General features: G+C 58.3%; 14 protein-coding genes. 5 read left to right on the top strand and 9 right to left on the bottom strand.

All coding sequences use genetic code 11. The annotated features are described in order from the left end of the window. Positions 1-52: 52 nt before the first annotated feature. The 5 genes from HYPDE_RS02400 to HYPDE_RS02380 form a co-directional block, all read right to left on the bottom strand. Positions 53-793: a type 1 glutamine amidotransferase gene (locus HYPDE_RS02400; protein WP_041319830.1), complete on the bottom strand. Its 741-nt coding sequence runs from the start codon at positions 791-793 to the stop codon at positions 53-55. 183 nt (positions 794-976) lie between these two features. Next, on the bottom strand, positions 977-2,311 hold the full coding sequence (glnT, locus tag HYPDE_RS02395) for a type III glutamate--ammonia ligase (RefSeq protein ID WP_015596737.1): 1,335 nt from the start codon (positions 2,309-2,311) through the stop codon (positions 977-979). Between the two features lie 56 nt (positions 2,312-2,367). Continuing rightward, complete coding sequence (locus HYPDE_RS02390; RefSeq protein ID WP_015596736.1) at positions 2,368-3,705, bottom strand: FMN-binding glutamate synthase family protein; 1,338 nt, start codon at positions 3,703-3,705, stop codon at positions 2,368-2,370. Beyond that, complete coding sequence (locus HYPDE_RS02385; protein ID WP_015596735.1) at positions 3,705-4,391, bottom strand: GXGXG domain-containing protein; 687 nt, start codon at positions 4,389-4,391, stop codon at positions 3,705-3,707. Before HYPDE_RS02385 ends, HYPDE_RS02390 begins: the two co-directional genes overlap by 1 nt. A 21-nt stretch (positions 4,392-4,412) precedes the next feature. After that, a complete protein-coding gene (locus HYPDE_RS02380) occupies positions 4,413-5,306 on the bottom strand; it encodes a class II glutamine amidotransferase (protein ID WP_015596734.1) in 894 nt (297 codons plus the stop codon). 727 nt (positions 5,307-6,033) lie between these two features. Here HYPDE_RS02380 and HYPDE_RS02375 point away from each other — a divergent pair. The 4 genes from HYPDE_RS02375 to HYPDE_RS02360 all read left to right on the top strand — a co-directional run bounded on the left by HYPDE_RS02375 (position 6,034) and on the right by HYPDE_RS02360 (position 8,978). Continuing rightward, the gene (locus tag HYPDE_RS02375) at positions 6,034-7,152 is read left to right on the top strand and encodes a hypothetical protein (RefSeq protein ID WP_432263864.1); all 1,119 of its coding nucleotides are present in this window, start codon (positions 6,034-6,036) and stop codon (positions 7,150-7,152) included. A gap of 164 nt (positions 7,153-7,316) precedes the next feature. After that, entirely contained in the window at positions 7,317-8,090 is a 774-nt protein-coding gene (locus HYPDE_RS02370) for a ferredoxin--NADP reductase (RefSeq protein ID WP_015596731.1), read from the top strand. A gap of 173 nt (positions 8,091-8,263) precedes the next feature. Then, complete coding sequence (locus HYPDE_RS02365) at positions 8,264-8,623, top strand: SPW repeat domain-containing protein (RefSeq protein ID WP_015596730.1); 360 nt, start codon at positions 8,264-8,266, stop codon at positions 8,621-8,623. A 25-nt stretch (positions 8,624-8,648) separates the two neighbouring features. Next, positions 8,649-8,978, top strand: coding sequence for a cupin domain-containing protein (locus HYPDE_RS02360; protein WP_015596729.1), 330 nt, complete (start codon positions 8,649-8,651; stop codon positions 8,976-8,978). 26 nt (positions 8,979-9,004) lie between these two features. On the opposite strand, the gene HYPDE_RS02355 is transcribed toward HYPDE_RS02360, so the two are convergent. The 4 genes from HYPDE_RS02355 to HYPDE_RS02340 all read right to left on the bottom strand — a co-directional run bounded on the left by HYPDE_RS02355 (position 9,005) and on the right by HYPDE_RS02340 (position 12,103). Next, on the bottom strand, positions 9,005-9,385 hold the full coding sequence (locus tag HYPDE_RS02355) for a hypothetical protein (RefSeq protein ID WP_015596728.1): 381 nt from the start codon (positions 9,383-9,385) through the stop codon (positions 9,005-9,007). Between the two features lie 21 nt (positions 9,386-9,406). Further along, positions 9,407-9,901 carry a hypothetical protein gene (locus HYPDE_RS02350; RefSeq protein ID WP_015596727.1) on the bottom strand — a complete coding sequence of 165 codons (495 nt, stop codon included), beginning with the start codon at positions 9,899-9,901 and terminating at the stop codon, positions 9,407-9,409. 16 nt (positions 9,902-9,917) lie between these two features. Further along, a complete protein-coding gene (locus tag HYPDE_RS02345) occupies positions 9,918-10,208 on the bottom strand; it encodes a hypothetical protein (protein ID WP_015596726.1) in 291 nt (96 codons plus the stop codon). Between the two features lie 77 nt (positions 10,209-10,285). Beyond that, positions 10,286-12,103: an AI-2E family transporter gene (locus HYPDE_RS02340; RefSeq protein ID WP_015596725.1), complete on the bottom strand. Its 1,818-nt coding sequence runs from the start codon at positions 12,101-12,103 to the stop codon at positions 10,286-10,288. Between the two features lie 158 nt (positions 12,104-12,261). Here HYPDE_RS02340 and rfbC point away from each other — a divergent pair, with 158 nt between their 5' ends. After that, a complete protein-coding gene (rfbC, locus tag HYPDE_RS02335) occupies positions 12,262-12,813 on the top strand; it encodes a dTDP-4-dehydrorhamnose 3,5-epimerase (protein ID WP_015596724.1) in 552 nt (183 codons plus the stop codon). The last annotated feature ends 27 nt before the right edge of the window (positions 12,814-12,840 follow it).

Here is a 12,840-nt window from a genome sequence, read left to right as displayed (position 1 = left end):
TCTCGAAAACACCGCCGAGTCGCTGCACTGCTGTTTCGCTCTGGGCCAGCGACTACTTTTGAGCGTGTACCAATCCAGCCTGCCGCAAAACGCCTTTAAAATTATCGTAGATGGTTTTTGCGGTTCGATTGAAAGCCGGCAGCTTTGCTGCGACCTCCGATTTCAACCGGCCGGCCGCGCCCTGCCCGAGTGCTGCATCGAGAGCCTGCGCATAGACCGGTATCGCAGCCCAGTCGGAAACCGTCTGCTCCGTTATCTCGACGTGAAACTGAAAACCGTAGGCGCTATCGCGATAGCGGAAAGCCTGAACTGCACAAGCATCCGATGATGCGAGCACATGTACGTCGTCAGGCAGCCTGACAACCTCGGCACCATGCCATTGCAGGACGTCGACCGGGTCCGCAATACCACGGAAAATCGGATCGTCATGACCCGCTTGCGTCTGCTTGACCGTTGAAATGCCGACTTCGGGTGTCTTTCCCGGAGCGACCTCGCCTCCGACGGCGGCAGCCAGCAACTGGTGCCCGAGGCATATCCCGAGATAGGGCCGGCCTAGATCGACAACGAATTTGCGGATTGCGGCCTTCTCGGCGACGAGCCACGGGTATCGGTCTTCTTGCCAAACGTCCTGCGGGCCGCCCATAACGACCATGAGGTCGTAGGCAGAGACGTCCGGTAATGGATCGCCGGCATCGAGCTCGACGGTATCCCAGCCGAGACCGTCGGCTTTGAAGAAGTCCCGGAAAATACCGGGATGCTCAACGTCCACGTGCTGCAAAACGAGAATTTTCATCCGATCCACCCCCTTCGGCAGCTCATTCTGCAAGAGCGCCCCGCGGTCCGTTACAGAGACTTAGAATCGCACACCGGAAGCAAGCTTGCGATATCGAAAATCGTCGTAACGGCCACGAGGCTCCGGGAGGAAGGAACGGGCGCCCGTGGAGGACCTTACGGCCCTCCACGGCGTAGGTCTTGGTCAGATGTCGAGCGTGTGGTCGCGCTCCCACTGGGTCAGGTGAGACACGTAGGAATTCCACTCTTTCATCTTCATCTTGATGTAAGAGTCGGCAAATTCCACACCCAGCGCTTCCTTGAGCTCCTGATCTTTATCGAAGTTTCTCAAAGCATCGAGCAGATTGAGCGGCAGCTTCGGCGCATCCGTCACGAGATGACCGTCCTGGTACATATCAATGTCCAGACGCTTACCCGGATCAGCCGACTTATTGATGCCACTGAGACCGGCAGCAATGATAACGGATTGCAGCAGATACGGATTGGCGGCGCCATCCGGCAACCGGATCTCGAAGCGCCCCTTGCCCGGAACACGAACCATGTGCGTCCGGTTGTTGCCCGTCCATGTCACCGAATTGGGCGCCCATGTCGCACCGGACGCCGTTCGCGGCGCGTTGATGCGCTTATACGAGTTGACGGTCGGGTTCGTGATGGCAGCAAGGGCTTCCGCGTGGCGCATGATACCGCCAAGGAAGTTATAGCCCTGCTTCGACAACCCCATCTCGTCCGACGAGTCATAGAAGGCGTTGACCTTGCCTGTCTTATCCCAGACCGAGATATGCGCGTGGCAGCCATTGCCGGTGAGGTTCATGAACGGCTTCGGCATGAACGTCGCGCGCAGTCCGTGCTTCTCGGCGATCGCGCGCGTCATGAACTTGAAGAACGCATGGCGGTCTGCGGTCAGCAGGGTATCGTCGAAGTTCCAGTTCATCTCGAACTGGCCGTTCGCATCCTCGTGGTCGTTCTGGTAGGCACCCCAGTTGAGTTCCTGCATGTAATCGCAGATTTCCGCGATCACGTCATAGCGGCGCATCAGGGCCTGCTGATCGTAGCAGGGCTTCGCAGCATTGTCTTTGCCGTCGGACACCTGCGTGCCCTCGGCATTGGTCAGGAAAAATTCGCATTCGACGCCGGTCTTGACGTAGAGACCTTTCGCAGCAGCCTGCTCCCTGAGCTTTTTCAGGACGACGCGCGGCGCCTGTGCAACGGGCTTATCATCCATGACGAGATCGGCAGCTACCCAGCCGATTTCCCGGTTCCACGGAACCTGGATCAGCGACGTCGGGTCAGGAAGGCCAAATAGATCGGGATGCGCAGGGGTCATGTCGAGCCACGTCGCAAACCCGGCAAAGCCTGCGCCGTCCTTCTGCATATCGGCAATCGCCGATGCAGGGACGAGCTTGGCGCGCTGAAAGCCGAACAGGTCCGTGAACGAAATCATAAAATAGCGGATGCCACGCTCTTTCGCGATCGATGCGAGATCGAGATCTTGCGCAGTCGGAGCTAGATCTAAGGGCATTTATCACTCCCGTGATTTTTGTTCGTTTCTGCTTATTTGAAAATAGAATGGGCGGCTTACAAGCCGCCCGAACCATTCACTCCAGGAATCCAAGCTGTGCCGGCGAGAGGTACACGCGCCATCGCCGCCGCTTCCATCGTAAGAGCGCAGAGATCCTCCGGCTCCAGGTTATGAACGTTATTATGGCCGGCGGCGCGAGCCACCGTCTGAATCTCGAGCGTCATCACCTTGAGGAAGTTGGCGAGACGCCGCCCGGCGAGAACCGGATCGAGATGCTTGGCTAGATCTGGATCTTGCGTGGTGATGCCTGCGGGATCCTTGCCTTCATGCCAGTCATCATAGCAACCAGCTTCCGTACCGAGCTTCGCATATTCGGCATTAAGCGAGGGATCGTTATCGCCAAGAGCCACCAGAGCAGCGGCACCGATCGAAACCGCGTCCGCCCCGAGAGCCAACGCCTTGGCCGCATCGGCGCCGTTCCTGATTCCGCCCGAAACGATGAGCTGAACCTTGCGATGCATACCGAGATCCTGCAGCGCCTGAACGGCCGGACGAATGCATGCAAGTATCGGCAGGCCAACGTGTTCGATAAAGATTTCCTGCGTTGCGGCCGTACCGCCCTGCATACCGTCGAGAACGATGACGTCGGCACCTGCTTTGACTGCGAGAGCCGTGTCGTAATAGGGCCGCGTGCCACCAATCTTCACATAGATCGGTTTCTCCCAGTCGGTAATTTCGCGCAGCTCGATGATTTTGATTTCGAGATCGTCGGGTCCTGTCCAGTCGGGATGGCGGCAGGCCGACCGCTGGTCGATACCTTTCGGAAGATTTCGCATTTCCGCAACACGATCGGAAATTTTTTGACCGAGCAGCATGCCGCCACCGCCGGGCTTCGCACCCTGGCCGACAACGACTTCGATCGCATCGGCCTTGCGAAGATCGTCGGGGTTCATGCCGTAGCGTGACGGCAGGTATTGATAGACGAGCGTCTTCGATTGCCCGCGCTCTTCCGGCGTCATGCCGCCGTCACCCGTCGTCGTCGACGTGCCGGCGATGGTCGCGCCGCGCCCTAGTGCCTCCTTGGCATTGGCCGAAAGAGCGCCAAAGCTCATGCCTGCGATCGTAACCGGAATCTTGAGTTCGATCGGCTTCTTCGCGAACCTCGTTCCGAGCGTAACCGTAGTCGAGCATTTCTCGCGATACCCCTCAAGCGGATAACGCGAAATCGAGGCACCGAGGAACAAAAGATCGTCAAAGTGCGGCAAATGCCGCTTGGTTCCGCCACCACGGATATCGTAGATGCCGGTTGTTGCCGCACGCCGGATTTCCGACAACGTATAATCGTCGAATGTCCAGGATTTCCGCGGCGTGGTCTGTGGGTTATGGTACGTCATCAGTATGCGTCCGCGTTGTCGATGTTGAAGTTGTAGAGCTTGCGGGCCGAGCCATAGCGCTTGAACTCGCTCGATTTGACGTTAGAAAGTCCAGCGTCCTTGAGGAGCTTGGTCAGCGTTTCGTGATGCTCGGGACGCATTTCTTTCTCGATGCAGTCGGCGCCGAGGCTCTTCACCTTGCCGCGCACGAAGAGCTTGGCTTCGTAGATCGAGTCACCGAGCGCATCGCCTGCATCTCCGCACACGACGAGATGGCCCGACTGTGCCATGAACGCCGACATATGGCCGATGTTGCCGTTGACCACGATGTCGATACCCTTCATCGAGATGCCGCAGCGCGACGAGGCGTTGCCTTCGATGACGAGCATTCCGCCACGACCAGTGGCTCCGGCATACTGACTGGCATCGCCCTTAATGATGACCTTGCCCGACATCATGTTTTCAGCAACGCCCGGACCGGCAGAACCGTGAACCGTAATCGCCGCCTGTTTGTTCATGCCGGCGCAGTAGTAGCCGACGCTACCCTTTACATCGACGGAGATCGGCGCGTCGACGCCGACCGCAATGGCGTGCGCGCCGCGCGGATTTAAAACTTCCCAGGACGCCTCATTCGCTCCCGAGTCCTGTCGGTGAAGGTCTTCATTGAGCTCGCGCAACGAACTCTTCGAAAGATCGATCGTTCTCATGTGTCGGCACCCTAGCTGACGTTAGCGTTCCCAGAAATAAACGGTTGCGGGCTCCGGCTCCCATACATGCGCCTTGTCGATATCGGGAAGATCAACCAATGCCCGATATTCCGATCCGAACGCAACGTAGTCGTCGGTTTCGGCCATGACGGCCGGTTTGCAAGCGATAGGATCCCGCACAACACCAAAGCCGTTCTTCGTGCCGACAACGAAATTGAAGAAGCCGTCGAGGTCATCAAGCGTACCGCGGAGAGCATCCGCGAGATTGAGACCCTGCTTCATGCGCCAGGTGATGTAGGCCGCGGCGACTTCGGTGTCGTTCTCGGTCTCGAAGCGGATGCCATCGTGCGCGAGTTCGCGCCGGAGGCTGGCGTGGTTGGAAAGCGACCCATTGTGAACGAGGCACTGGTCGGGTCCGGTCGAGAACGGGTGCGCGCCGAGGGTCGTCACTGCGGACTCGGTCGCCATGCGCGTGTGGCCGATGGCGTGGCTGCCGGACATCTTCACGAGTTCGAAGCGCTTGGCGACGTCTGTCGGATACCCGACTTCCTTGTAGATCTCGATTGACTCGCCCATGCCCATGATCCGGATGTTCGGGACGTTGGCCCGGAGCCAGGTCACGACCGCGTCCGCCTTGTCCGACGGCAGCGTCAGGACGGCATGGCTGGACTTCAAAGTGAGGTCCGAAGAGACGCCGACTTCTTTCTTGATCCGCTCGGTAAGCCCCTTGAACGCATCGGGCTCAGCCGACTGGATTGTGATTTTGCTTTTGCCTTTGCTCGGGGTGCCGTAAACCGCGAACCCAGCGGAGTCCGGACCACGCTCGCACATCGTCCCCAGCATCCCGGAGACCATGGTCCCGAGTTTTGGTTCAAGTGCCTGATTTTTAAGAAAAAGACCAACAATTCCGCACATGACGGCCTGCCTTTTTAGTTGAGAATGCTGCACATCGGCTTATGCGACTTTAAGGCCTGCGTCAACTAGTAAGAATATTTTTTTCTCAGGAAGAATTTGAATTTTTATTCTGAGGCACACCAGGGCGCGAGCCAACATGCGCATGCACCCGTCGCCGTCCCGCAAGATAGAGTTTGGATACACGGTCGTCAGAAGGCCGCGAAGCACTCATTTATTTGCAGCAGATTTTCGGAAGCGAGATCCCGGAAGCGCAACGCGTCCCGAGCACAGACGCAGATCGTCCGTTGACGGAATGTCAACCATGCGAAATTAGATTCGCCGGTCTGACAGCACGCGTCGGCTGCGTCGGGCGGGAAAACGTCTCAACCACAATTCGGATTCGAAAACTGCGACAGGCATATCTACTTGCCAGTCGCAGGTGGTGCTGGCGTGTGTCCTGCAGCGTCGCCAGCGCCGTGGCGAGGCGCGTAATGCGCCTCGCTTGCACTCATCGACTTGCAATCATCGAAGAGCAATGTGCGCAACGAGCTATCTGCCGAACGCCGGGCAACCCGATGTAAAGCTTTCGTGCAACTGAGACGGTCGCAAGAGCGCAAGCCGCCGAGACGCAGCCGCCAAATGGAGTTAGCATCCGCAAAGCAGGTTCGGGCCACCATTCGCGAGCGGAAATCCCTTGGACTTACTTTCTGAAAAACGTAATGCGAGCGCAGTGACGCTTGCGTGTGCCATGCTGGCAATCGCGACTTGGTTCAACACTCCCACAGCCCATGCCGCATACAGAGACCTCACAAAACAGCAAACGCTTTACCGCGAAAAGCTCGCCGAATACGCAAAAGCGCTTGCGGCCTACGAGGATCTCGCCGGTCCTTACTGGAAATCGATCACGGAGAAACGGTCGAGGCGACGCGCGAGACATTCGTTCCAGAACATCGCTGCAAATGACTACGTACTGAAACAGCCGCCCGTCTATTCCGGCCCTCCGAAGCCAGAGAACCCCGAAGGCGCAACATCGGCCGAAAAAGCCGTTCCCGTCGTCGCCGACTTTTTGAGAGAAGCCAAGGCGCAGTTCGATTTCGTTCCGGACACACCGGCGACCGAGAACGATTATAAGCGCGCCTATGCGGCGGCGGCACGCGCCGCAGGTCTGACCGCCGAACAGTGCGTCAGAATTTATGCGTTCGAGTCCGGCGGCGACGGCACTTATGATGTGCAGGCGGGACTGGAATATGATGTGCCTGGCGCGCGCGCCGTTTCGACGGCTCTCGGATACAATCAGTTGCTCGGCACCAACAGCGTCGAGCTTCTTGCGGAAGCCGGGGATGAATTTGTCTCGGCTCTCAGAAGGAAGGCCAACGCCGCAAATGGCGTCCGCAAGGATGCGCTACTGAGCAAGATCGACACCTTGAAGAAAATGATCGCATTCAGCCGAAGCGTCCCCGATCGCTGGAACGCCCACGCCCGCCTCGCCGACACGCCGAAAGGCATAGGCATCCACGCCCTCAACCTCGACGTAGATATTGGTCCGCTGCTTCAGGTGAGAAAGCTGCTGACCTCGGTCGAATTTGCCAAGCGCTACGACTTCGACGCACCGCTATCGGCAGCCGAACTCGAGATGATGAATTTGACCGGTGACGGCAACGGCTTCGAAATGGTTCTGATGTCGAAAGACCTGCGCGATAAGATTCCGACGTCGAACTTCTTTCAACGGGGCGGCTACGAGCGCAATCCGGTCGCTGGCGTCAACAATACCGTCGCGAAACTCATCGCTGCCACGAATGCGAAAATGGACTCCGAGGCCCAGCTACAAGGCGCAAAAGCCCTGGCTGCCCTTTTTGAAGAATTCTAATAAAGTAACCAAGCATACCCGGTGATCGCCCAGTCCGCGTTGATTTGCATCAGCGTATAACGCGTCTTTCTTCTTTATATATCAGGGGAAATCAGCGAATTTGCGCGCCTGCAGTCATACAGCTGGCCCGGAGCGGCGCACCATTATTCAGATGGGTGGGGGGAATGACACCATTCACAAGCGAAGCAGTCCTTTCGGTCAAGCACTGGACCGACACTCTCTTTAGCTTCACGGCGACACGAAGCCCCAGCCTCCGCTTTGACAGCGGCCAGTTTGTCATGATGGGCCTTGAAATTGAGGGACGGCCGCTGACGCGCGCCTATAGCGTCGTGAGTGCCAGCTACGACGATTACCTGGAATTTCTGAGCATCAAGGTTCCGGACGGCGCGCTGACCTCACGTCTGCAGCACATCAAAGAAGGTGATCGGATTCTCGTCGGGCGGAAGCCGACCGGCACTTTGATCATCGCCAACCTGAAGCCCGGCCGAAACCTCTATCTCCTGGGTACCGGAACCGGCCTCGCACCGTTCATGAGCATCATTCGCGACCCGGAAACCTACGAACGCTTTGAAAAGGTCGTGCTCGTTCACGGCTGCCGGATCGTCTCCGAGCTCGCCTACGGTGACAGGATCATGCGCGAGCTTCCGACGGACGAGTACATTGGAGACGCCATCCGCTCGAAGCTCATTTATTTTCCAACCGTCACGCGCGAACCGTTCAAGAACCGCGGCCGCATTACGGACTTGATGAAATCGCCGGAGTTCTTCGCCGAGATAAACCTTCCCACCCTCTCCAATAAACATGATCGCGTCATGCTTTGCGGCAGCCCCTCGATGCTGAGCGAGCTCAAGACGTTCTGCACCGAGCGGGGCTTCAAGGAAGGTAACTCCGGCGAGCCGGGAGACTTCGTCGTCGAGAAAGCATTCGTCGAGAAGTAACTCTACCCAATCGCTTCCATCGCTGCGCCTCAATTCGTGACGCCTGCGTTCGCGCTAGCTTTCGCGCACGTATGAGGTGAACCCAAACACGCTGCCCCCGGTATAAACTTAGGAGAATAAGGTCTATAAGTTCGAGACGCCATCCGACGTCAAACCGAGGGAGTCGTGAGAGAATGGCCGAGTGGAACCTAAGAAGCACGCGCCGCGGTTGGGATGACTGGTTCGGCATTTTCCTTGGGATCCTGATCGCCTTGGCACCTTGGATCGTCGAGGAGGTCGCAAATTCTCCCGCAGTCGCAAATGCGGCAATCGCCGGACTTATCGTGATGGTCCTTGCCGAAGCCGATCTCGTAAACTTTCGCCGCTGGATCGAAGTCTGCCAATTGATTTTTGGTGTCTGGGTGGCTGCGTCGCCATTCATATTCAGCTATGCGGCGAGCGGCACTCTACGCATCCTCCATATCGTCGCGGGCATCGCGGTTGCAGCTCTTAGCATTTTGGAACTGCGCCGGAACAATAAGGATGTCGGTTAAGCGACGCCAGCTAGGAGGATACCGCATGGCATTACATCACGTAAAACCGGGAGAAGTTGCAGACCTCGCGCCGCTCGGAAGCAAGCTCTGCGATACGAAGACGAGCGCGCTCGCAAAATCGAATTCGTTCGAAGCAATCCGCCTCGTAGTCCCCGCGGGAAAGGAAATTCCGGCGCATGACGTCCCAGGCGAGATAACGCTGCACTGCCTTGAAGGACGCGCCGCGCTCCAGCTCGACCGCGAAACCATCGAGCTTTCCGCTGGGCAATGGGCTTACCTTGAGGGCGGCCAGCGTCACACAGTTAAGGGTATAGAAGACTCGTCGCTCCTACTGACGATCCTGTTCGTCCGCTGAGATATGCACTGCACAAGCGCAGCCATTCAATGCGGAACGGACGCAAGCAGCCGCTTGATCTGCTGTTTTACACGGTTCGGAATCTGATCCGGTAGCAGTCCCTCGTCTCTGAACGCCTTTGTCCAACTGCCGACAGTGTCCGCGGTGCCTGAACGCGCTGCCTCAATCGCTTGCTGAAGCGAATCCAAATTCGCGTCGAGCGAGCCGCGACGCCTGATAGACGATCGGCCTGCGAGCGTTCCGATGGCAAATCCGAGCACGCCGACCGCCACAAGCGTCAGCATGGGATTGTCTTTCAAAATGTCCATGCCTTCTTGCGCGGCGTGACGCACGCCGTTGTTGTCGATCGCCGGATATTGGCCGCGATCCTCGGTCGACGCGAAATCAGGTGAAGTGGTGTTCGGCATCGGTTCTCGACCTCAAGATGATTATGAAGATGGATCTTGTTGCGTTCCGGCAGAATTCGGCTCCGGCCTGCTCGCGACGTACAAACCCGCAGCGGCGGCCAGAAGGATCGGCCAGTTCTTCAAGCCCGTGCGGACCATGGCCGGAATGACGATCGGGGCGGCCGACGATACGACCGCCATCACGGCTTCATCGTCAAAAATCGACTGCGTTCCCGTCGTTGCGGCTTGCTCCTCCGCAGGCGCAGTCTCGTTCGTCGACGTCGCTTCGGAAGTATTGGCCTGCCGGCTGCGAGCTTTGACAACCAGCGCGACGACAAAGCCGAGAGCACAGAAAGCTCCCGCAACGATCAAAGTACCCAGCTCCGGCCCATAAACCCTGTTGACGTAGATCGTGAGACTCGCGGCCGCGAATCCTAATGCCACCAGAAATGGAATCGTGATGGCGATCCGATTGCCAAGGTCGCCTATGGCAGAATCGACGCTTTGCTCAGCGCGCTTGAATAAGGCAGCAAACATGCACGTATCCTGGCCTTTAGGCCTTCCAAAGGGCTCCAAGAACAAAGCCCGCCGCAACCGCAAGACCCAAAGTCGTCATCGGTTGATCGGCGATAGACTTGTCGAGCGCCCTGGAAAAATTCTTGCCGACCTTCTGGACGTTGGCGCTGAGTTCAGCACCCTGTGCGAGAAGCTCTTCGCGAGTCTCTTCGGCATGAGTGGCGGCTCGCCCTATCGCGTCTGCTGCACGCGCTCCCGCATCCGTAACGCGTTCCACCAGATCATCGGATGCTCCACGTCCTTCGGACGGAGTGTCGTGACGTGCCATTGCTTACCTCGTCAATTGAGCGATGGAATCGATCGCGAATTCCAACGCAGTGTCCGCCGACTTTGTTCCGGCCGGACTCAGTAGCCTCCAGAGAGCGCCGTGCCTCGCTCCGCCGCAGACGATGCTGATCCGATCGTTGAGGTTGCGGCAGTAGAAACAGCGTTCGGCTCCACGGACGCCATCAGGTCGGTTAACCGATTGAACGCCTGCGGATTATTGTTGCCGCGGGATGCTACGGAGATGCTGCCTGCCGGCCGGGTCAAGTCCAAGATCGAGATTTGGGATTCCGGAAATTTCTCGGCACCCTTCTTGGCAAGGAAGGTGAGAGCTTTCTCGGCGACGCCAGCGACCGTAATAAAAACAAGCTTCTTCGGCGCCGAAGCATGGCCAAGATCGATGCTCGATAAGGCCGTCAAACCGGAGGCGCTTAAAATACCGCTTGCCGCATCGGGAACGTGCGCATTGATCGCACCCACGGCGAAGCGCGCCGCCAGGGTATCGAAGATGCCGCGCACGGGGATAATCAAAACCGGAGCCCCATCTGCGCCCACTTGCGGCAGACACTCCGAGGCGACTTCGCCTATCGCTTCTTCGAGCTCCTTCATCGCCTCCGCATCGAAACGGCCGCGCCGCCGGTCGATCACCGCGAAATGCAACGCGGGAAAGACAAGATTGTCCAAGACGGCTTCGGGAGATGACGCCTCCTTGGCCTCATCAATCTGATCGACGGCCGCATAGGCGTCCCCGGAAAGCAGGCGATGATAAAATTCCTGCTGCTCGGAGAGCGGCGGCTCGTCTCCAAGCAAAACCGAAACGAATTCGAGATCGGGAATGTATCGTCCGAGAACCACCACGACGAGCGTCAAAGGCGCTGCGAGCACGAGCCCGATAGGCCCCCACACGAGCGTCCAGAAGCTCGCCGCGAGGATCATCGCGAAAGGCGACAAGCCAGCACGCTTTCCGAGAAAGAACGGTTCCAGCACTTGCCCCATGATCGGCTCTCCGATGACGAACACGGCAAGCGTGCAAATCGCTTTTGTCCAGCCCGGATCAACGGCTGCCGCGAGCAAAACAGGAGGAATCGCGGCTACATAGACGCCGATAAATGGGACGAAGCGCATGATGAACGCAACGACGCCCCAGAGCGGCGCATTCGGAACGCCGACGATCATCAGCACGCAGCCGACAAAGATACCGAACGAAGCATTGAGAATGACTTGCCCCGTAAATAATGCTGACAGGCGCTCGCCGGCGTCGGACATCGCCGATGTGGTTTCGGTCATGTTGTCGGTGCCGAAGACCCGGACGACGCGATCCCGAAGATCACGGTACTGAGCCAATAGGAAAAGCGTAAAGAGGAAGGTCAACGCGGTCTGCGCGAGAGGCTCGGCGAGGATTTGAATGCCGTGCCATGTCTCCGAGCCGCTGCCTTGTGCGACGACGACTTTCGTTTCGGATTTGCCCTCCTGCGCCGAAGAGTCGGCTCCGAGCTTCAGCTCGCGGTTCAGCATTTCCTGATAGGTCTCGACGGCGTCGATAGCTCGGCTGACGACACCGGGCGGAGCCGAACTGCCAACGACGGCATGGGCCTTGTCCATGACGTTCGCACGATAGGCCGGAAGCTCGGCAGCCAAGGATAAGAGCTGCGAACTGAGCGCGACAGAGGCGCCGAGCAAAATTCCCGTAACGATGACAACCACCGAGGAAACCGCAAGCCATTCGGGTAGCGCATACTGCTCCAGCCAGCGGACAGCCGGCACCAGGATGAAGCAGGCAATCACGGCGAGCGCGAGCGGAACTAGAATTTCTCGCCCAAGGACCAGGGTCGCGATCAAGAGCGCAGCAACAACGAGGGCTGCGGACAGTGAACGAAGCGAATTTGCCAGGAGAGGCATACAGGGTTCCAAGAAGTGTCCGTGCTGAACCCCTCAGGAGCCCGTCTTGTTCCGTAGCGACACAGCGCAGACGGAGGCTCGGAAGTTCCGGTTGACGGCGAGCTGAGAGCAGCCCAATCCAACAACCGCTCCCTTTCGACTCAACGCGCGGATCTCCGATGCAGGTTACGGACCTCGAAATTGAAGGCTTGAAACTGATCGTCCCACAGCGCTTTGAGGATGAGCGCGGATTTTTCTCGGAAACCTATAGCGAAAAGGCTCTGAAGGAGGCCGGGCTGACGGACACGTTCGTCCAGGACAATTTTTCACTGTCCACACGCAGAGGAACGATACGCGGCCTGCATTTTCAGCGAGCACCTCACGCCCAGGTCAAACTCGTCCGGGTGAACAGAGGCCGCATCCTCGACGTAGCCGTCGATCTGCGACGATCCTCCCCCACCTATGGCAAGCATGTCGCCGTCGAGCTGTCGCGGGAAAACTGGGGCCAGCTTTACCTGCCGGTCGGATTCGCCCATGGCTTCTGCACGCTGGAGGCCGACACCGAGGTTGTCTACAAAACCTCCAGTCCCTATGCGCCGGAAGCAGAAGGCGGAATTCTGTGGTCCGACCCGAGCCTCGCGATAGCTTGGCCGGTCAACCCGCAGGATGTGACAGTTTCCGACAAGGATACGCGGCTACCCTCCTTCGCAAATATGGCCATGGCCTTCTGAGAGACCGTGCGGCTTCTCAGGGGAGGG

It is taken from the genome of Hyphomicrobium denitrificans 1NES1, assembly GCF_000230975.2.
GTDB classification, from domain to species: domain Bacteria; phylum Pseudomonadota; class Alphaproteobacteria; order Rhizobiales; family Hyphomicrobiaceae; genus Hyphomicrobium_B; species Hyphomicrobium_B denitrificans_A.
This window is presented reverse-complemented; position numbering and strand designations above follow the sequence as displayed.